Annotated in this window: 22 protein-coding genes and 3 tRNA genes; 15 read left to right on the top strand and 10 right to left on the bottom strand. The window is 58.5% G+C overall.

Annotated elements, in window-relative coordinates; translation table 11 throughout:
* Positions 1 to 27 precede the first annotated feature (27 nt).
* A complete protein-coding gene (locus P3G59_RS18980) occupies positions 28 to 261 on the top strand; it encodes a hypothetical protein (RefSeq protein ID WP_277758508.1) in 234 nt (77 codons plus the stop codon).
* Between the two features lie 186 nt (positions 262 to 447).
* On the opposite strand, the gene yegQ is transcribed toward P3G59_RS18980, so the two are convergent.
* The gene (gene yegQ / locus P3G59_RS18975) at positions 448 to 1779 is read right to left on the bottom strand and encodes a tRNA 5-hydroxyuridine modification protein YegQ (protein WP_277758507.1); all 1332 of its coding nucleotides are present in this window, start codon (positions 1777 to 1779) and stop codon (positions 448 to 450) included.
* A gap of 191 nt (positions 1780 to 1970) precedes the next feature.
* Here yegQ and P3G59_RS18970 point away from each other — a divergent pair, with 191 nt between their 5' ends.
* Together P3G59_RS18970 and P3G59_RS18965 are read left to right on the top strand one after the other, a co-directional pair.
* Positions 1971 to 2657: an isochorismatase family protein gene (locus tag P3G59_RS18970; protein WP_277758506.1), complete on the top strand. Its 687-nt coding sequence runs from the start codon at positions 1971 to 1973 to the stop codon at positions 2655 to 2657.
* A 111-nt stretch (positions 2658 to 2768) separates the two neighbouring features.
* Positions 2769 to 3830, top strand: coding sequence for an AI-2E family transporter (locus P3G59_RS18965; RefSeq protein ID WP_277758505.1), 1062 nt, complete (start codon positions 2769 to 2771; stop codon positions 3828 to 3830).
* Here P3G59_RS18965 and P3G59_RS18960 read toward each other — a convergent pair.
* The 3 genes from P3G59_RS18960 to P3G59_RS18950 form a co-directional block, all read right to left on the bottom strand.
* Positions 3827 to 4009: a hypothetical protein gene (locus tag P3G59_RS18960; RefSeq protein WP_277758504.1), complete on the bottom strand. Its 183-nt coding sequence runs from the start codon at positions 4007 to 4009 to the stop codon at positions 3827 to 3829. The genes P3G59_RS18965 and P3G59_RS18960 overlap by 4 nt on opposite strands.
* 102 nt (positions 4010 to 4111) lie before the next feature.
* Positions 4112 to 4306, bottom strand: a complete 195-nt coding sequence (locus P3G59_RS18955) for a hypothetical protein (protein ID WP_016984641.1) — start codon at positions 4304 to 4306, stop codon at positions 4112 to 4114.
* Between the two features lie 231 nt (positions 4307 to 4537).
* Complete coding sequence (locus P3G59_RS18950) at positions 4538 to 4897, bottom strand: hypothetical protein (RefSeq protein ID WP_034154666.1); 360 nt, start codon at positions 4895 to 4897, stop codon at positions 4538 to 4540.
* Between the two features lie 256 nt (positions 4898 to 5153).
* Between P3G59_RS18950 and P3G59_RS18945 the strand changes: the two genes are divergently transcribed.
* Complete coding sequence (locus tag P3G59_RS18945) at positions 5154 to 5972, top strand: shikimate 5-dehydrogenase (protein ID WP_277758503.1); 819 nt, start codon at positions 5154 to 5156, stop codon at positions 5970 to 5972.
* A 193-nt stretch (positions 5973 to 6165) separates the two neighbouring features.
* Positions 6166 to 6684: a cupin domain-containing protein gene (locus tag P3G59_RS18940; protein ID WP_277758502.1), complete on the top strand. Its 519-nt coding sequence runs from the start codon at positions 6166 to 6168 to the stop codon at positions 6682 to 6684.
* A gap of 117 nt (positions 6685 to 6801) precedes the next feature.
* Here P3G59_RS18940 and P3G59_RS18935 read toward each other — a convergent pair whose 3' ends face one another.
* Complete coding sequence (locus P3G59_RS18935; RefSeq protein ID WP_277758501.1) at positions 6802 to 7449, bottom strand: DUF480 domain-containing protein; 648 nt, start codon at positions 7447 to 7449, stop codon at positions 6802 to 6804.
* A gap of 125 nt (positions 7450 to 7574) precedes the next feature.
* On the opposite strand from P3G59_RS18935, the gene P3G59_RS18930 reads away from it, so the two are divergent.
* The gene (locus tag P3G59_RS18930; protein WP_277758500.1) at positions 7575 to 8084 is read left to right on the top strand and encodes a DUF1993 domain-containing protein; all 510 of its coding nucleotides are present in this window, start codon (positions 7575 to 7577) and stop codon (positions 8082 to 8084) included.
* 145 nt (positions 8085 to 8229) lie between these two features.
* On the opposite strand, the gene sstT is transcribed toward P3G59_RS18930, so the two are convergent.
* Complete coding sequence (gene sstT / locus P3G59_RS18925; RefSeq protein WP_277758499.1) at positions 8230 to 9459, bottom strand: serine/threonine transporter SstT; 1230 nt, start codon at positions 9457 to 9459, stop codon at positions 8230 to 8232.
* 335 nt (positions 9460 to 9794) lie between these two features.
* On the opposite strand from sstT, the gene P3G59_RS18920 reads away from it, so the two are divergent.
* Positions 9795 to 10958 carry an MFS transporter gene (locus P3G59_RS18920; RefSeq protein WP_064117710.1) on the top strand — a complete coding sequence of 388 codons (1164 nt, stop codon included), beginning with the start codon at positions 9795 to 9797 and terminating at the stop codon, positions 10956 to 10958.
* Here the strand turns inward: P3G59_RS18920 and nhaR are convergent.
* On the bottom strand, positions 10953 to 11852 hold the full coding sequence (nhaR, locus tag P3G59_RS18915; protein ID WP_016986874.1) for a transcriptional activator NhaR: 900 nt from the start codon (positions 11850 to 11852) through the stop codon (positions 10953 to 10955). The two genes, P3G59_RS18920 and nhaR, sit on opposite strands and share 6 nt — an antisense overlap.
* Positions 11853 to 11985: 133 nt before the next feature.
* Here nhaR and P3G59_RS18910 point away from each other — a divergent pair, with 133 nt between their 5' ends.
* Together P3G59_RS18910 and P3G59_RS18905 are read left to right on the top strand one after the other, a co-directional pair.
* A complete protein-coding gene (locus tag P3G59_RS18910) occupies positions 11986 to 12228 on the top strand; it encodes a hypothetical protein (RefSeq protein ID WP_007917343.1) in 243 nt (80 codons plus the stop codon).
* A gap of 29 nt (positions 12229 to 12257) precedes the next feature.
* Entirely contained in the window at positions 12258 to 13007 is a 750-nt protein-coding gene (locus tag P3G59_RS18905) for a TerC family protein (RefSeq protein ID WP_277758498.1), read from the top strand.
* A 142-nt stretch (positions 13008 to 13149) separates the two neighbouring features.
* Here the strand turns inward: P3G59_RS18905 and P3G59_RS18900 are convergent, their stop codons facing one another.
* A complete protein-coding gene (locus P3G59_RS18900) occupies positions 13150 to 13341 on the bottom strand; it encodes a hypothetical protein (protein WP_277762181.1) in 192 nt (63 codons plus the stop codon).
* A 209-nt stretch (positions 13342 to 13550) separates the two neighbouring features.
* On the opposite strand from P3G59_RS18900, the gene P3G59_RS18895 reads away from it, so the two are divergent.
* The 3 genes from P3G59_RS18895 to P3G59_RS18885 all read left to right on the top strand — a co-directional run bounded on the left by P3G59_RS18895 (position 13551) and on the right by P3G59_RS18885 (position 14737).
* Complete coding sequence (locus P3G59_RS18895; protein WP_277762180.1) at positions 13551 to 14222, top strand: peptidase C39 family protein; 672 nt, start codon at positions 13551 to 13553, stop codon at positions 14220 to 14222.
* Between the two features lie 89 nt (positions 14223 to 14311).
* Positions 14312 to 14518 carry a DUF6021 family protein gene (locus tag P3G59_RS18890; protein ID WP_277758497.1) on the top strand — a complete coding sequence of 69 codons (207 nt, stop codon included), beginning with the start codon at positions 14312 to 14314 and terminating at the stop codon, positions 14516 to 14518.
* A 12-nt stretch (positions 14519 to 14530) separates the two neighbouring features.
* Entirely contained in the window at positions 14531 to 14737 is a 207-nt protein-coding gene (locus tag P3G59_RS18885; protein WP_277758496.1) for a hypothetical protein, read from the top strand.
* 52 nt (positions 14738 to 14789) lie between these two features.
* Here the strand turns inward: P3G59_RS18885 and pbpG are convergent, their stop codons facing one another.
* Entirely contained in the window at positions 14790 to 15728 is a 939-nt protein-coding gene (pbpG, locus tag P3G59_RS18880) for a D-alanyl-D-alanine endopeptidase (protein WP_277758495.1), read from the bottom strand.
* A gap of 230 nt (positions 15729 to 15958) precedes the next feature.
* A complete protein-coding gene (gene folD / locus P3G59_RS18875; protein ID WP_007917331.1) occupies positions 15959 to 16813 on the bottom strand; it encodes a bifunctional methylenetetrahydrofolate dehydrogenase/methenyltetrahydrofolate cyclohydrolase FolD in 855 nt (284 codons plus the stop codon).
* Between the two features lie 275 nt (positions 16814 to 17088).
* On the opposite strand from folD, the gene P3G59_RS18870 reads away from it, so the two are divergent.
* From P3G59_RS18870 to P3G59_RS18860, 3 genes are all read left to right on the top strand, one after another.
* A tRNA-Arg gene (locus P3G59_RS18870) sits at positions 17089 to 17165 on the top strand.
* A gap of 32 nt (positions 17166 to 17197) precedes the next feature.
* A tRNA-His gene (locus P3G59_RS18865) sits at positions 17198 to 17273 on the top strand.
* A gap of 57 nt (positions 17274 to 17330) precedes the next feature.
* Positions 17331 to 17415: transfer RNA gene (locus tag P3G59_RS18860), tRNA-Leu, on the top strand.
* Positions 17416 to 17448 lie beyond the last annotated feature (33 nt).

Here is a 17448-nt window from a genome sequence, read left to right as displayed (position 1 = left end):
TTCCGGACTTCCTTGGTGAGGTGTGTGATGGCTAATGATTTGCTGTTTCAGGGTGGCGTGCTACCGACCGATCCGACCCGGCCGCTGCCCGGCACGGATGAACCGACACTGGCCGATCACGATGCGCCGCCGGGGATGAGTCCGGGGCGCGATCCGCTGAGTGATGCCGACCGGCCGGAGGACTGGAAGGATCCGGCGGCGGATGATGAAGAGGTACCGCCGGCGGATGAGCCTACGCCGCTGTCCGATGATCGGCGCTGAACCTGGGTTTTGTGCTGGATTTACCGGCCCCTTCGCGAGCAAGCTCGCTCCCACATTGGAACGCATTTCCCTGAGGGAGCGAGCTTGCTCGCGAAGACTGTATCAGCCGCAGAACCGAGTGGATTTCTCCAATATCCCCCAGTCGGTCCCCTCTCCCTCTGGGAGAGGGCTAGGGTGAGGAGCTCCTTAGGCACTACCGATATCCCGCATCAACAACCCGAAGCGTAGATCCACCGCATCCGGAATCGGCAGATACACCGTGTGCCCATCCCCCGGCGCCACCTCAATCGCTTCACCCTTGAGGTTGAGCAGTTCATGCAGATCAAAATGGAAGTTGCCCTTGGGCGTCATCAATTCCAGATGATCACCAAGGGCAAAACGGTTCTTCACCTTGACCTCGGCCAGCCGCCCGCGCCGCTCCCCGGTCAATTCACCCACAAACTGCTGACGCTGCGACACCGAACTGCCGTTCTGGTAATTCTGATATTCGTCATGCACATGCCGACGCAGAAAACCTTCGGTGTAGCCCCGCTGCGCCAGTGACTCAAGATCCGTCATCAGGCTGCGATCAAACTCACGCCCGGTCACCGCATCGTCAATCGCCCGGCGATACACCTGGGTGGTGCGCGCGCAATAGAAGTGCGATTTGGTCCGGCCTTCGATTTTCAGGGAATGCACGCCCATGCGCGTCAGGCGCTCGACGTGCTGCACCGCGCGCAAGTCCTTGGCGTTCATGATGTAGGTGCCGTGCTCGTCTTCGAATGCCGGCATCAATTCATCGGGGCGGTTGGCTTCCTGGAGCAGGAACACTTGATCGGTCGGCGCACCGAGGCCCAGGGTCGGCTCGGGCTGGAAGGTCTGGACGATGTCGCCGAGCTGATTCTCCGTGGCCTCTTTTGCCGAGTATTTCCAGCGACAGGCATTGGTGCAACTGCCCTGATTGGCATCGCGTTTGTTCATGTAGCCCGACAGCAGGCAACGCCCGGAGTAGGCCATGCACAGTGCGCCATGAACGAACACTTCCAGTTCCATGCCCGGCACCTGTTCGCGGATTTCGCCAATTTCTTCCAGCGACAATTCCCGCGACAGGATGATCCGGCTCAAACCCTGTTGCTGCCAGAATTCGACGCTCGCCCAGTTCACCGTGTTGGCCTGCACCGAGAGGTGGATCGGCATCTGCGGGAAATGCCGGCGCACCAGCATGATCAGGCCCGGGTCAGACATGATCAGTGCATCCGGCGCCATTTCGATCACCGGCGCCAGATCCTTGAGGAAGGTCTTCAACTTGGCATTGTGCGCGGCGATGTTGACCACCACGTAGAAGCGCTTGCCCTGCGCCTGGGCTTCACGAATACCCAGCGCCAGGTTGGCGTGATCGAACTCGTTGTTGCGCACCCGCAGGCTGTATCGCGGCTGGCCGGCATAGACCGCGTCGGCGCCATAGGCAAAGGCGTAGCGCATGTTTTTCAGGGTGCCAGCGGGGGCGAGCAATTCGGGTGCGGCGAGGGTCGGGGTCATGGCGGTGTCGGTCGCAAAAGCGCGGCAGGGTAATGCGGAGCCTGGCGAGGCTTATTGATCTGGATCTATGTTTAGGTCGAGCGGCGTATCTGTGCAAAAACAGCACAGATCATGTGCCGGTTTCACTGTGTTCGATCTGCAGTGGCCTGCTTAAGCTTGCTTCATCACTCAACTGAACAGAGGCAAACTCCATGCAGCGTTTTACTCGTCGTTTTCTCAGCGCTTGTGCATTTTCTGGCGTCTTGGCCAGCACTGGCGCATTGGCAGACAGCCACCCGACCATCCGCGCCATGTCCGGTGCCACGCCGGTCAACCAGTTACCGGCCAGCAAGTCCGCGTTGCTGGTAATCGATTTTCAGAATGAGTATTTCACCGGCAAGATGCCGATCCCGGATGGTGCCGCAGCGCTGGCAAATACCCGTGAACTGATCACGTTTGCCGACAGCCACAAGATCCCCGTGTACCACGTTCAGCATGTGGCCCCGGCCGGCTCGCCGGTATTTGCCATTGATGGCGAAACCGTGAAATTTCACCCGGACATGCAGCCACGTGCCAAGGATGTCGTGCTGCAAAAGACCACGGTCAGCGTGTTCGGCAGCACTGACTTGAACGAACGGCTGAAGAAATCGGGCATCGAGACGGTGATTGTTGCCGGCCTGATGACACACGCCTGTGTCGCCGGTGCTGCACGGGACGCAGCGCCGCTAGGCTATCAGGTGATCGTCGCGTCGGATGCTTCGGCAACCCGTGCGATCACCCGCGCCAACGGTGACTCTATCGACAAGGATGCCTTGCACAAGGCTGCGCTGGCGGAAGTGGAAGACACCTTCGGCGATGTGCTGAGCACCGCTGAAATCGTCAAATTGCCGGTTCGCTGACCGGCTAGCGCTGATCCGCAACTATGCTCCATGAATAAAGATGGCACTCGTGCAGGCCCCGGTTGACTAAGCATCGGGGCGTGCACGACGCCTGACTGACATGGATCGGACATGAACGAAAAAAGCCTTCAATTCAAATCCCTCACCGTACTGCTGTTGTTGGTCACGGTGGCGTTTATCTGGATCCTCCTGCCGTTCTACGGTGCGGTCTTCTGGGCGGTGATTCTCGGCATTGTGTTTGCGCCGATGCAGCGCCGGCTGCAAGCGAAATTCGGTTGGCAACGCAACCTGACGTCCTTGTGTACCTTGGCGGTCTGCCTGGTGATCGCGATTCTGCCTGTGATCATTCTCAGTGTGCTGCTGGTGCAGGAGGGGGCGGCGGTCTACAAGAACATCGAAAGCGGCGAGTTGGACATCGCCGCGTATCTGGCGCAATTCAAGCACAGCCTGCCACCGTACTTTCAGCACTTGCTCGACCGTTTTGGCATGGGTGAACTCAACGGCCTGCGCGAGAAAATCGTCAAATCGGCCATGCAGGGCAGCCAGGTGCTGGCCAGTCAGGCCTTCAGTTTTGGCCAGGGCACATTCGAATTCGTGGTGAGTTTTTTCATCATGCTCTATCTGCTGTTTTTCTTTCTGCGTGACGGCGCCGAGCTGGCGCGCAAGGTGCGCAGTGCGGTGCCGCTGGAAGAACATCACAAACGGCGCTTGCAACTGAAATTCAACCGCGTGGTTCGCGCGACGGTGAAGGGCAACCTGGTGGTTGCAGTGACTCAAGGCGCTTTGGGTGGAGCGATTTTCTGGTTTCTCGACATCCCCAGCGCGTTGCTGTGGGCGGTGTTGATGGCGTTTCTGTCCTTGCTGCCAGCGGTCGGCGCGGGGATTGTATGGGCGCCGGTGGCGGCGTATTTCCTGCTCAGCGGGATGATCTGGCAAGGCGTAGTGCTGGGCCTGTTCGGGGTATTTGTGATCGGTTTGGTGGATAACGTACTGCGGCCGATTCTGGTGGGCAAGGACACCAAAATGCCCGACTACATGATTCTGATCTCGACCCTTGGCGGCCTGGCGGTGTTTGGTCTCAACGGCTTCGTGATCGGGCCGCTGATCGCGGCGTTGTTCATGTCGAGCTGGGCGCTGTTTGCCGAGACCAAGCCCAAGGTGCAACTGCCTTAAGCGTGAAACGGCGCGCTGACGAGCTTTTGCGACAGTGCCTGTGCGGCAGGCAGTGAGGTGAGCGGACCGCTGATGGCTTCGCCGTCGCGCATCAGATACCAGCAGGCGAGCAAGCCCGAGGCTCTGAGCGAGGCGGGAACGGCGCTGCCGATAACGGACATGATTTGAACCTGAGCCATGACGAGTACCTCCATCTATCAATGGAGCTACCTTAGAGATTTGCCGCTTCTACGGACAATCAACGCTTTCGATAGTGGTCATTGACGCCGTTGAGGGCGGGCTCAATCGACCACTTGATCGAGCATGTGCATGACTTCGCGCTCGTTGAGCAAACCTTTGTGCACCAGATTCTCCGCCAGCAGCGAAAGAAACTTGGCGCAGCGGTGGCCTTCCAGGTGCTTGAGCTCGGTCAGCGCGCTGTACACCTTGCTGGAGGTGCACAGGCCGACGATGCGGTGCGGGTTCTGTGTTGGCATACAATCGTCCTTGTTCTTATCAACCTGTTGTTTACGGACGGATTCAGATTGCGGTTCCGTCATGACAAATAAATGACCGTTTTGTGGAAAAGACCATAACGCTCGAGTCAATCATGCCGACTTTAGCCGGTGAAACTGTCCTCACAGCGACCTTCGCGAGATTTTTTCAGACGCAGGCCGACCAACGGTCATAAAAAAGCCCCGCTATAAAAGCGGGGCTTTGTGTTGCGTTTACCAGCGTGGACCGCCGTAGTAGTGTGGCCGACCGTAGTAGCCGCGAGGCGGGCCGTAATACACCGGGGCCGGTTGCACGTAGACCGGTTGTTGCACATACACCGGCGCTGGCTGGTAGTAGACCGGTGGCGGTGGCTGCTGCACGTAAACCGGTGGCGGCGGGGCGGCATACACCGGCGCTTGCTGCACATACACCGGGCGATCCTGATTGATAAGCGCCGAGCCGATGATGGCCGAGCCAACGATCGCGCCAAACACCGCCGGGCCTTGCCAGTAATTGCCGCCGTGGGCTTCCGCTTGCCCTGCGACAGCAAAAGCACCGATCAGCAGGGCCACGATAGGGAGTTTACGAATCATGATAAATCCTCGGTTCTTCGACCCGGCGGCAGGGCCTGCACCAGGCCCACAGTTGTCGCGGGGATACTTCTAAGACAGCGAAATTCGGAAAATCAGCACAGCCGCTGGGTAAATTTTGTGTAAGGTCTGTACCGGCTTCTTTACCGGGCCGCGCGAGGCCCGCGCAGCACGTTTAAAACAGGCCTCTATGATCGTTCAGAACCCGATGGGCTGGCTAATCCCGTCCATCCGAAAGTGCGTTTGAAGGAGAAGTTTCATGCAGATGAACCCAAACAAAGACACCCAGCTGTGCATGTCCCTGTCGGGACGCCCGGGGAATTTCGGTCTGCGTTTTCATAACCATTTGTATGAGCAATTGGGCCTGAACTTCTATTACAAGGCGTTCAGCAGCCAAGACCTGACCGGCGCAGTCGGCGGGATTCGTGCCTTGGGCATCCGCGGTTGTGGTGTGTCGATGCCGTTCAAGGAAGCGTGCATTGCGCTGGTCGATGAGCTGGATGCGTCGGCAGCGGCGATCCAGTCGATCAATACCATCGTCAACACCAACGGCCATCTCAAGGCGTACAACACCGATTACATTGCCATTGAGCAGTTGCTGAAAACCCACGCGGTGCCCAAGGCATCGACCTTCGCCCTACGTGGCAGCGGGGGCATGGCCAAAGCGGTGGCGAGTGCCTTGCGTGATGGCGGCTACAAAAACGGTCTGATCGTCGCCCGCAACGAGCGCGCCGGGCGTGCGCTGGCGAATTCGTTGGGTTATCGCTGGCAGGCTGAGCTGGGTGATGAGCGCCCGCAGATGCTGATCAACGTGACGCCGGTGGGCATGGACGGCGGGCCGGAAGCGGGGCAGTTGGCGTTTACGCCTGAGGTGATCAAGGCTGCCGAAACGGTGTTTGATGTGGTGGCGATTCCGTCGGAGACGCCGTTGATCGTGCTTGGCCGGGCTGAGGGCAAGCGGGTGATTACCGGGCTTGAGGTGATTGCCATTCAGGCGCTGGAGCAGTTTGTGCTGTATACCGGCGTGCGGCCGAATGAGGCGCAGTTTGCGGCGGCGGTGGCGTTTGCCCGCAGCTGATCAGTAAGTTGTGTAGGGGCCTTACCGGCCCCATCGTGAGCAGGCTCACTCCTACAGTTGGAATGCGTTCACCCTGTAGGAGTGAGCCTGCTCGCGATGGCCTCACAACGGATTCAGACCAGAACCTTGCCTATACTGCCTTTCCCCAGCAAGCACAGACTTGCCCACCACAAAAACCGTGACCGAGGTCTCCATGCACCCACCCATCCTCAACCTGCATCGGGTCGAACTCGAACCCCTGCCCGATGCCCTGGCCCCGGAAGGCGAAACTGCCGGGCGTTATCAGCAGCGCATGGCGCGGGTGGGTCAGCAGCTGGGTTCGCAGAAGCTCGGCTATCGCCTGTACGCCTTGCCACCGGGCATGCGCGGCAGTCCGTTTCACAGCCATCGGGTCAATGAAGAGATGTTCTACGTGGTAGCCGGGGAGGGCGAAGTACGTCTGGGCGCCGAGCGTTTCCCGATCCGCGAAGGCGACGTGATCGCTTGCCCGCCGGGCGGCCCGGAGAAGGCGCATCAGATCATCAATACCAGCCAGGCCGAACTGCGCTATCTGGCGGTGAGTACTCAGCAGCAGCCGGAAATTTGCGAATACCCGGATTCGAACAAATACGCGGTGATGGATAACTTCACGGTTGATGCCGAGGGCAATGCCTCGGGCTTCGTTGCCGTGGCACGGCAGGCGGATGGCGTTGATTACTGGGAAGGCGAGTAAAACGCAGATCCCTTGTAGGAGTGAGCCTGCTCGCGATAGCGGTGTGTCAGGCACATCAGATTTGGATGACAATCCGCTATCGCGAGCAGGCTCACTCCTACAATGTATTTGTCGGGATTATTCGAGGCGCGCCAGGCGTTCTTCCAGCGCGGCAATCCGCGCTTCCAGCTCTTCGATACGCTCAACCGAAACGCCACTGCCTGCACCGCGATCCTGCGAATTCTGCCGCGCCGCCATGATTGCCTCGATATCCGCCGGATCACCCAGTGCATGGGTATAACGATCTTCGCGCTGCCCGGCCTGACGTGGAATCAGTACCGCCAACCCCCGCGCAATCAAACGCTCAAGCTGATGCACCACCTGCTCGGTGTCTTCAAATTCATGCATGCGCCCACTGCGGGTCAGCAGTTCATTGACGGTTTGCGGGCCGCGCAGAAACATCAATCCGCTCAGAATCACTTGCGCCGGCACCAGTTCCAGCGCCTTGTCGACCTTGTGCTCCCAGCGGTCCGCACGACTGCCCATCACCAGTTTGGCGAAACCGCGACCTTCCAGTGCGCGCAGGCTCTGGCCGACCTGGCCCGGCGTCAGGTTCATCACCGGTTCGCGGCTGGTTTTCTGATTGCACGCCGTGACCAGTGCATTCAGGGTCAGCGGATAGGTTTCCGGACTGGTGGCCTGTTTCTCGATCAACGAGCCTAGGATACGAATTTCCGTGGCATTGAGCCGTGGCTCGTCGAAGGTGGATTCTGGTTCTATGGTCATCGCGCGTTCCCTCTGCAGTCGAAGGCGCCTAGCCTAATCCTTGCCAAACAAAAGGCAAGCCGTGTGGTCATCAAGCATGGCTATAATCGCCTCCTTGTTCCATCCAGCCACCCTTCGAGAGTGCCATGACTATTTCCCTGTACGCTGCATCCGTCCCGGTTTTTCAACAAATGCTCAACGCCCTGAGCGATGTGCTGAAAAAGGCTGAAGCCCACGCCAGCGAGAAAAACATCGACCCGAACGCTTTCCTGCAGGCCCGTCTGTACCCGGACATGTTCCCGCTGACCCGTCAGGTACAGATCGCCGTCGACTTCGCCAAAGGCGTTTCCTCGCGTCTGGCTGAAGTCGAAGTGCCTAAGTACGACGATACCGAAACCACCTTCGCCGAGCTGCAGGCCCTGATTGCCAAGGTCCTGGCCTACATCGGCGAGATCAAGCCAGAGCAGATCGATGGCAAGGAAGGCATCGAAATCGTCACCCGTCCGGGCACGCCGAAAGAGAAGCGCTTCAGCGGTCAGGCTTATTTGCTGACTTACGGTTTGCCGCAGTTCTTCTTCCACGTCACCACCACCTATGCGCTGCTGCGTCATAACGGTGTTGAAGTGGGTAAGCGCGATTACATGGGCGCGTTCTAAAACACCCAGATACACAAAAGCCCGCCAAGGTTTGCGCCTTGGCGGGCTTTTTATTGGCTGAAGCAAAAGATCGTAGCCTGCGGCAGCTCCTACAGGAAACGCATTCCAAAGGTAGGAGCTGCCGAAGGCTGCGATCTTTTGATCTTCAGGCGCGTTGGGCTTTGGCTTCTTCACCCAGGCAAGCCGCAGCGGTGAACAGCACGTCAGTCGACGAGTTCAGCGCGGTTTCGGCGGAATCCTGCAACACGCCAATGATGAAACCAACCGCCACCACCTGCATGGCAATCTCGCTCGGAATACCGAACAGGCTGCACGCCAGCGGAATCAACAGTAACGAACCACCGGCCACACCCGAAGCGCCACAGGCGCAAATGGCGGCGACAACGCTGAGCAGGATCGCCGTCGGAATGTCCACGGCAATGCCCAGCGTATGCACCGCCGCCAGGGTCAGCACAGTGATGGTGATGGCTGCGCCCGCCATGTTGATGGTCGCGCCCAGCGGGATCGACACCGAATAGGTGTCTTCATGCAGGCCCAGACGCTTGCTCAATTCCAGATTGACCGGAATATTGGCCGCCGAGCTGCGGGTGAAAAATGCCGTGATACCGCTCTCACGCAGACACTTGAGGGTCAGCGGATACGGATTGCGACGCAGTTTCCAGAACACGATCAGCGGGTTCATCACCAGCGCCACGAACAGCATGCAGCCGAGCAGCACGGCCAGCAGGTGCGCATAACCGATCAATGCGCCGAAGCCGGACGTGGCCAGCGTCGAGGCGACCAGTCCGAAAATGCCCAGCGGGGCAAAACGAATCACCACGCGCACGATCAGGGTCACGCCGTTGGACAGATCACCCAGCACTTCGCGGGTGGTGTCGCCGGCATGGCGAATCGCGATACCCATGCCGATTGCCCAGGCCAGAATGCCGATGAAGTTGGCTTCGATCAGCGCCTTCACCGGGTTATCGACCACGCTCAGCAGCAAACTTTGCAAGACCTCACCAATGCCGCCCGGCGCCGTTACCGCGACATTTTCGGTGGACAGCACCAGATGCGACGGGAACGCCATGCTGGCAACCACGGCCACTGCTGCCGCGGCAAACGTACCGAGCAAATAAAGGAACAGAATTGGCCGGATATGGGTTTCCTGGCCATGTTTATGGTTGGCAATCGACGCCATTACCAGCACGAATACCAGAATCGGGGCCACGGCTTTCAACGCCGATACAAACACTTTGCCGATGAACGCGGTGTCTTTTGCCACTTGCGGGGCAAACGACGCCAAGGCGATACCGGCAATCAGGCCGATGAGGATCTGGGTGACCAGGCTCAGGTTCTTCAGGCGTTGCAATAGAGAAGGGGATGAAGCAGTCATGACGGCATCTCTGATTTTTTATAGGGTGCGAGGTGGCGTGAAGGCGGTGGACAGTCGGGGGCAGACCACCATCACGCACCGAAAGTTGCTGCGAAATCAACGCCCATAAACAGGTCGTTGAACAGGCTGTACGTTTTTAAGGGCGCGGACTTTATCACAGCGTAGGCCTTATCCTTCAGGCCTGTGACGATCTGCCACCGGATCAGGCAAGGAAGTCGGCAGGTTTGTGCAAGTCAGCCCGGACACACTCTGTTAAGATTGCGCATCCTTGTTTTCAAATTTCGCCAGCGGGCCTTCGGGTCAACGCTGGTGTCGTCGTTTTGCTGGAGTTGCGCATGCTGTTGCCCATTCTTCTGTTGTCCGCCGCCGGTTTCACGGTGCTGACCACGGAATTCGTCATCGTCGGCCTGTTGCCGGCGATTGCCCGAGACCTTGAAGTCACCATTCCGCAGGCCGGGTTGCTGGTGACTCTATTCGCTTTTACCGTGGCCATGTTCGGGCCTTTCTTGACCGCATATTTCGCCCGTTTCGAACGACGCAAACTGTTTATCAGCATCCTGATCATGTTCGGCCTGGCCAATACCGTGGCGGCGCTGGCGCCGAACATCTGGGTGATGGCGATTGCCCGGTTGATCCCGGCGCTCGGTCTGCCGGTGTTCTGGGCCTTGGCCAGTGAAACCGCAGTGGACATCGTCGGCCCGGATTTCGCCGGTCGCGCGATCGCCAAGATCGGCTTCGGCATTGTTTGTGCCACGGTGTTCGGCATCCCGGTCGGCACACTGATTTCCGATGCCTTCGGCTGGCGCAGTGCCTTCGGTATTCTGGCGGTAATCGCCTTTGCCAAGGCCTTGCTGCTGTTTGTTTACCTGCCGAAAACCAGCCTGCACCAGCATCAGGTCAGCTTCCGTTCGCAGTTCAAGATCCTGCGCAGCCCGTTGATGATCGGCCATATCGTGCTGTCGATTCTGGTGTTCAGCGGCATGTTTACCGCTTACACCTATCTGGCCGACATTCTTGAGCGCCTCGCCGGGTTCAACGGCACCGTGGTCGGTTGGTGCCTGATGGCCTTCGGTGCGGTCGGGCTGATTGGCAACTCGCTGGGCGGTCGTGCCGTGGACCGGCATCCGCTGGGGGCGTCGGTGTTGTTCTGTGCGTTCATGATTGCCGGCATGGTCTCGCTGGTGCCGAACATTCACTCGCCGCTGGGGCTGGCGGTGGCCATGGGGATCTGGGGCATTACCCAGGCTGCGTTGTTCCTGGTCAGCCATGTGCGCCTGATGAAAGCCGCGCCAGAGGCGCCGGCCTTTGCCGCGTCGTTGAACATCGCCGGGGCCAATCTGGGGATTGGCCTGGGCGCCATGGTCGGTGGCCGGGTCATCGACAGCGCGGGCCTGGGCTTCCTCGGCTTTGCCGCCGCCGGATTCATCTTGCTCTCGGTGTTCCTCGCCATGGTGCTGATGACGCTCAAGCCGCGCGAGATGTGCGCCGAGGCCTCATAACGCAGTAAACAGCTCGCGTCGGGCACCTTCGGTAATCGCAACGATGCCGGGGTGCTTGACCTTGCGTTCCACCGAAATGGCGTAGAACGACTCGGTCACCGCGTCGGTCTGGCCAATCAACTCGACGCCGTACTGGCGCTTCACTTCATCGGCAATCACGCTCGGGCCGATAAAAATCCCGCTGCCGGATTGGCCGAAGGCCTGCATCAAGGCACTGTCATCGAACTCGCCGACGATTTGCGGCTGGATCTGCTGCTCGGCAAACCAGCGCTGCAAGCGGCTGCGCACCACGGTTTCCGCCCCGGGAATCAATAACGGTGCGCCGTGCAGGCTGCGCGGGAAATCCTGACCGTATCTGGCCGCCAGTTCAGCGGTGGCGAAAAAACTGATCCCGCACTCGCCGAGTTTCTGGCTGTAGCCCTTGATGTCGAGGTGCGAGGGCATCGGGCTGTCGGAGATCACCAGGTCCAGACGCTGGATGGCCAGATCGGCGAGCAAGCGTTCCAGTTTGTCTTCGCGGCAGGTGATGCGCAGTGGTTCGTTCAGCTCCATGGTCGGTGCGATCAGGCGATAGACGATGGATTTCGGCACCACGTCCGCTACGCCGACGCGAAACAGAATCTGCTGTTCATTGGGCTGGGCGCGCAGCATCAGTTCCAGTTCGCCTCCGAGCTGGAACATCTGCTCGGCGTAGGGCAGGGCTTGTCGCCCGGCTTCGGTCAATTCGAGTTGCCGTCCGACCCGTCTGAATAACTCGATGCCATACGTCTGTTCGAGCAGTGATATCTGCCCGCTGATGGTCTGTGGCGTCAGGTTCAGCTGCTCGCACGCGCGAACAATGCTGCCGGTCTTCGCCACGACCCAGAAGTAATGCAGTTGGCGGTAGTTGAGCATGAGCGTCTTCAGTTCGTTAAAACCGAAGTATAGCCGCTAAAAATACGAATTTTCCTGAAGTGTTTGTCTCCCTAGAATGCCCAGCCATCGACGGCCGGTCTGTGACCCTGTCTGTTCATTCGAAGGAAGCCCCATGAAATACACAATACCTGCGCTGATGTTTACGTCTTTACTGCTTCTGGCCGGTTGCGATCAGGCTGAGAAAAGCGCCCAGCAACTGATGGGCAAAGCCGCTGAAAGCGCCAAGCAAGCGATCGACGACACCCACAAAGCCGCCGAGCAAGCGCTGAGCGATGCCACTGGCGGGCTGATCGAGAAAAAAGAAACACCGGAAAAAGATGCGGAAAAATCCGAATCTTCCTCCAAGACCATCTAATTCGTCTTACACAGAGTCAGGACTGACCCATGGAATATCTGTTACAGCTCGCCGCCAGCCCCACCGCCTGGGTTGCTTTGGCCACATTGGTGGTGATGGAAATCGTGCTTGGCATCGATAACCTGATCTTTATCTCGATCCTGACCAACAAATTGCCCAAGCAGTACCAGCAGAAAGCGCGCCGCATCGGTATCGGCATGGCGTTGATCCTGCGTCTGGCACTGTTGAGCACCATCGCCTTCATCGTGCAGTTGACCGCACCCGTGATCGAGATTCTGGGCCAGGCGTTCTCCTGGAAGGACATGATCCTGATTGCTGGTGGTCTGTTCCTGGTCTGGAAGGCCACGACTGAAATCCATCACAGCATGGACCCGGCGCCGGAAGATCCGAAGTCGGCGACCTCGACGGTGACGCTGGGTTTTGCCGCCGCTATCGGTCAGATCCTGATGCTCGACATGGTGTTCTCGATCGACAGCATCATTACTGCCGTCGGCATGACCGAACACTTGCCGATCATGATCATCGCGGTGGTGGTGTCGGTGCTGGTGATGCTGTTCGCTGCTGAGCCGCTGGCCAAGTTCATCAACGACAACCCGACGGTGGTGATGCTGGCCCTGGGCTTCCTGATCATGATCGGTATGACCTTGATCGCTGAAGGCTTCGGCGCCCACGTACCGAAAGGTTACGTGTATGCGGCGATGGCGTTCTCGGCCGCGATTGAGGTGCTGAACATGATGTCGCGTCGGGCGAAGCAGAAGAAGTTGGCTGAGCAGGCGTAACCTTCGATAAGCAAAAAGGCCCCCTGATTCAGGGGGCCTTTTTGTTGGATTCAGTAGGAGCTGCCGAAGGCTGCGATCTTTTGATCTTGAAGGTCAAAAGATCGCAGCCTACGGCAGCTCCTACACGGGTTCTTGCAATATGTCAGTGCGCAGTCGCGTGACGTACGTGGTGCTTATCAGGCTTCTCAACCGAGGTTGGCTGAATAGGGTGATGGTGACGCCGCGAAATCCGCAACACGCCCCACAACATGGCCGCGGCCACGGCTAGCCACCCGGCAATCAACATCACAATGGTCATGGTCAGGCTCATCAGTGCCTCCTCTTCGCCCTGCATCGGGCGCACGCTTTTTCAATTCGCTCTGTTTCAGTGACAGTCTAGACAATGGGGTGTTTCAGACTATTGACCAAAGGTCGTTGGTGACCAATCAGTTTGCTCTATGCAAGTGATGAGTCTGCCGCTTAAAGCTATACCGCAGACCGGCGCGGCCCTATGATCGCAACGTTGCCGGAACACGATGACCGGCGTCTGAACAGAGAGTGATGATGGTGCAGGTATTTTCTCGAATTCGTGCGGCGCTGCTGGTGGCGGGATGCGCGGCAATATTGGCCGGATGTGCAGGCAGTGTCGCGCCAGAGGTCAAGCGCCTGCCGGAGCGAGTCGAGCTCAGCGGCACGTTCTATCGCGGTGAAGCCAATCAGAGTGGGCCGCAAGTGCTGGCCAGCCTGTTGTCGCAGCAGGGCATCGTGATTACCCCGGGACTTCTGGAAAAACCGCTGCACTTGCCGGGCGCCGAAGACAAATTGCAGCAGAACCTGCAGAACCTTGCCCGTGAATACGGCATGGTGGTTTATCCGCTGGACAGCAACCTGTCAGCGCTGTTGACCCAAGTGGCGGCGGGCTATCCAGTGATGGTGCGTTTCAGCGAGGGGGCGGCATTCTGGGCCGAGCCGCGTTACGCGATCCTTTCCGGTTACGATCGCAACAAACAGAAGGTGCTGCTGCGTGCCGGGATGAACCGCCGCGAACTGATGAGTTTCAGTTCCTTTGAGTCGGCCCTGGAAAAGTCCGGTGGCTGGGCCGTGCTGATTCAGAAACCGTCGCAGATCCCGGCTGCGGTCGACCGTGGACGCTGGCTGAAGGCTGCCGATGAACTGTCGCAGGCGGGCCAGGAAAACGAAGCGGCGCAGGCGCGCAAGGCGCTGGCGGCACACTGAGGTTCCGTTCGTCATCTGCCGGGCACGACTGCGCCCGGCGCGCCTCCTACCAGTAGAGCCCGTTTTCCACGGGTGAATCAGGAGGCGACATGACAAATTCCCCATCACCGAAAGGCCCGCACTCATCCGAGCACTCCTCGGGGGATGATCTGGGGTTTGATCCGGACTCGCCCGATCTCGATGATCCGCAGGTCGATCCTGTCGGTCCCGCCAAGGCCCCCCTTGACGTCGAGCCTGGCGACGACCCTAAGAAACCCGCCAAACCCTACGATCCGTTAGCCGATCTGAAACCTTGAAGTGAGGTGCGTATGAGTACCGATTCGAGCTTCGATGACCAAAAACCCGACAGCGTGCCTACTACGCCAGAGCCAGAAGTTGATCCGGTGCTGGATCCGGACAGCCCGCTGCGCGACCCGATGGCCCGGCCCAATATCATGACCCCGGAACCTTCGCGGGATCCGAGTGCGGGGGATGGCATTCCTGATGATGATCAGATGCCGTTGCCCAATGACTGAAATGCAGATGAAAAAAGCCCCGAGGATTCGGGGCTTTTTCTTGTGCGGTGGCTTACTTGGACGCTTCGACTACGCCGCTCTGGCGATTCTTGAGGTTTTTCTCGGCCTTGTACTGCTGAGCCACCGCCGGAACGCTGGCGCTGCGCCCGGTTTCTACCCAGCTGCGAATACGGCTGGCATCGGCAAAGTGGGTGTACTTGCCGAACGCGTCGAGAATGACCAGCGCGACCGGACGGTTACCCATTCTGGTCACCAGCACCAGGCAATGACCGGCGGGATTGGTGAAACCGGTCTTGGTGATCTTGATGTCCCAGTCGGCCTTGTTGACCAGGTGATCGGTATTGCGGAAACCCAGGGTGTAGTTGGGTTTGCGGAAAGACACGGTCTTTTCCTTGGTGGTGGTGAGTTCGCTGAGGATCGGGTACTTGCTGGCCGCCACGAGCAATTTGCTCAGGTCGCGGGCGGTGGAAACGTTGCGCTCGGACAAACCGGTCGGCTCGACATAGTGCGTGTTGGTCATGCCCAGCGCCTTGGCCTTGGCGTTCATGGCCGCGATAAAGGCTGCGTAGCCTCCCGGATAGTGGTGCGCCAGACTGGCGGCGGCACGGTTTTCCGAGGACATCAGCGCAATCAGCAGCATCTCGCGGCGCGGCAGCTCACTCTTCAATTTGACTCGGGAGAACACACCCTTCATTTCCGGTGTGTTACTGATATCGACATTGATCCATTCGTCCATGTTCTGCCGGGCTTCAACCACGACCAAACCGGTCATCAACTTACTGACGGAGGCAATCGGTACGATCACGTCAGGGTTGCTGGAGTAGATGACTTTGTTGGTCTGCAAATCCATGAGCAGGGCGCTGCCGGAGGCGATCTTCAGGGTCGAAGCATCACGGGGGGCAGCGGTGGTTTCCGCAGCGTTGATCGTTGGCGTGATGAAAGTGCCTGAAACTGCAAAAAACAGGCTCAGAATCGAAAGACGAATTTTCACGCGGGCGAACTCATAAAGGTTGGATATTCCGTTAGTTTGTAACGGGTTATTTCTTAAAAGCGTCGCATTTTAGGAGTATGGCTGAAGAACTGTCGATGGTTGTTTGAATGACCTGAAAATCTTGTGAAAAGGCCTGTAAAAAGAGGGGTTTCCGGCGAACGGTTACAGTTTTTTCTCAGGCATGAAAAAACCCGCACAAGGCGGGTTTTTCCTATTGCTGAAAGTACCACTCAAGCGTGCAGGGTTTCTGCCGCGTAGAGGGTGTTTTCCAACAGGCAGGCGCGGGTCATCGGACCGACGCCACCCGGCACTGGAGTGATCCAGCCAGCGCGGGGCAGGGCGGTTTCATAAACAACGTCGCCGACCAGTTTGCCGTCGTCCTGACGGTTGATGCCGACGTCGATCACGATCGCGCCTTCCTTGATCCACTCGCCTTTGACCAGACCCGGCTTGCCGGCGGCCACCACCACCAGATCGGCACGACCGACGTGGCCGGCCAGATCCTTGGTGAAGCGGTGAGTCACGGTCACGGTGCAACCGGCCAGCAACAGTTCCATCGCCATCGGGCGACCGACGATGTTGGAGGCGCCGACAACCACTGCGTCCATGCCATAAAGATCAGCGCCGGTGCTTTCCAGCAGCGTCATGATGCCTTTAGGGGTGCAGGGGCGCAGCAGTGGAATGCGCTGTGCCAGACGACCGACGTTGTAAGGATGGAAACCGTCGACATCTTTGTCCGGGCGGATGCGCTCCAGCAGTCTGGAGGCGTCCAGGTGCTCGGGCAGCGGCAGCTGCAGCAGGATGCCGTCGATTGCAGGGTCGTCGTTGAGACGATCGATCAGATCGGTCAAGGCGTCTTGCGTGGTGTCGGAGGGCAGGTCGTAGGCTTGAGAGAGGAAGCCAACCTCTTCACAGTCTTTACGCTTGTGCGAGACATAAACCTGAGAGGCAGGATCGCTGCCGACCAGGATCACCGCGAGGCCGGGAGTGCGCAGGCCTTGCTGGCGACGCTCGGCAACTCGTTGGGCGATCTGCTGGCGCAGGCTGGCGGCGATCGATTTGCCGTCGATTAGTTGTGCAGTCATTGCGCGTGATTAACCATCGAGAGGGGAAAAAATGAGAACGCATTCTCGCATGTCGAGCGGTGAGGGCAAAGGCGCTTGGTCAGCAAATTCCTCTAACTCCTTTAATTAAATGAATTTTTTTCAAAAAGGATTTGACGACCTTCGGAGCGCTCTATACTATTCGTCGCACTTGTCGGGCACAGCCTAGCACTGGTTAAGAAGGTGAAGCGGAATCAAGGTTCTGCAACACTGGAAAGCACTTAGTTTGTAGTCCTTTAAGAGTACAGATTAACAAGGCGCCCGTAGCTCAGCTGGATAGAGCATCCGCCTTCTAAGCGGATGGTCGCAGGTTCGAGTCCTGCCGGGTGCGCCATTAGGCAGCTTTGGCACAAGTAACGCGATATGGTGGGCGTAGCTCAGTTGGTAGAGCACGGGATTGTGACTCCCGTTGTCGTGGGTTCGATCCCCATCGTCCACCCCATATTTCGAAAGGCGCCAGATGTAACAGTCTGGCGCCTTTGCTTTAAAAGCTTCATCCGCGGATGTGGTGGAATTGGTAGACACACTGGATTTAGGTTCCAGCGCCGCGAGGCGTAAGAGTTCGAGTCTCTTCATCCGCACCAATTAAAGCTTCATTCATGTCTTCGGGCTGGTGA

Source organism: Pseudomonas sp. A34-9, assembly GCF_029543085.1.
Classification (GTDB): Bacteria; Pseudomonadota; Gammaproteobacteria; order Pseudomonadales; family Pseudomonadaceae; genus Aquipseudomonas.
This window is presented reverse-complemented; position numbering and strand designations above follow the sequence as displayed.

Coding starts and splice junctions, on each gene's coding strand:
- P3G59_RS18920 (WP_064117710.1), top strand. CDS start 9,795: ATGCTGTTGCCCATTCTTCTGTTGTCCGCCGCCGGTTTCACGGTGCTG.
- P3G59_RS18965 (WP_277758505.1), top strand. CDS start 2,769: ATGAACGAAAAAAGCCTTCAATTCAAATCCCTCACCGTACTGCTGTTG.
- P3G59_RS18935 (WP_277758501.1), bottom strand. CDS start 7,449: ATGACCATAGAACCAGAATCCACCTTCGACGAGCCACGGCTCAATGCC.
- P3G59_RS18945 (WP_277758503.1), top strand. CDS start 5,154: ATGCAGATGAACCCAAACAAAGACACCCAGCTGTGCATGTCCCTGTCG.
- P3G59_RS18910 (WP_007917343.1), top strand. CDS start 11,986: ATGAAATACACAATACCTGCGCTGATGTTTACGTCTTTACTGCTTCTG.
- P3G59_RS18900 (WP_277762181.1), bottom strand. CDS start 13,341: ATGCAGGGCGAAGAGGAGGCACTGATGAGCCTGACCATGACCATTGTG.
- P3G59_RS18885 (WP_277758496.1), top strand. CDS start 14,531: ATGAGTACCGATTCGAGCTTCGATGACCAAAAACCCGACAGCGTGCCT.
- P3G59_RS18980 (WP_277758508.1), top strand. CDS start 28: ATGGCTAATGATTTGCTGTTTCAGGGTGGCGTGCTACCGACCGATCCG.
- P3G59_RS18970 (WP_277758506.1), top strand. CDS start 1,971: ATGCAGCGTTTTACTCGTCGTTTTCTCAGCGCTTGTGCATTTTCTGGC.
- P3G59_RS18950 (WP_034154666.1), bottom strand. CDS start 4,897: ATGATTCGTAAACTCCCTATCGTGGCCCTGCTGATCGGTGCTTTTGCT.
- P3G59_RS18895 (WP_277762180.1), top strand. CDS start 13,551: ATGGTGCAGGTATTTTCTCGAATTCGTGCGGCGCTGCTGGTGGCGGGA.
- P3G59_RS18930 (WP_277758500.1), top strand. CDS start 7,575: ATGACTATTTCCCTGTACGCTGCATCCGTCCCGGTTTTTCAACAAATG.
- sstT (WP_277758499.1), bottom strand. CDS start 9,459: ATGACTGCTTCATCCCCTTCTCTATTGCAACGCCTGAAGAACCTGAGC.
- nhaR (WP_016986874.1), bottom strand. CDS start 11,852: ATGCTCAACTACCGCCAACTGCATTACTTCTGGGTCGTGGCGAAGACC.
- P3G59_RS18955 (WP_016984641.1), bottom strand. CDS start 4,306: ATGCCAACACAGAACCCGCACCGCATCGTCGGCCTGTGCACCTCCAGC.
- yegQ (WP_277758507.1), bottom strand. CDS start 1,779: ATGACCCCGACCCTCGCCGCACCCGAATTGCTCGCCCCCGCTGGCACC.
- P3G59_RS18940 (WP_277758502.1), top strand. CDS start 6,166: ATGCACCCACCCATCCTCAACCTGCATCGGGTCGAACTCGAACCCCTG.
- P3G59_RS18890 (WP_277758497.1), top strand. CDS start 14,312: ATGACAAATTCCCCATCACCGAAAGGCCCGCACTCATCCGAGCACTCC.
- P3G59_RS18960 (WP_277758504.1), bottom strand. CDS start 4,009: ATGGCTCAGGTTCAAATCATGTCCGTTATCGGCAGCGCCGTTCCCGCC.
- folD (WP_007917331.1), bottom strand. CDS start 16,813: ATGACTGCACAACTAATCGACGGCAAATCGATCGCCGCCAGCCTGCGC.
- P3G59_RS18905 (WP_277758498.1), top strand. CDS start 12,258: ATGGAATATCTGTTACAGCTCGCCGCCAGCCCCACCGCCTGGGTTGCT.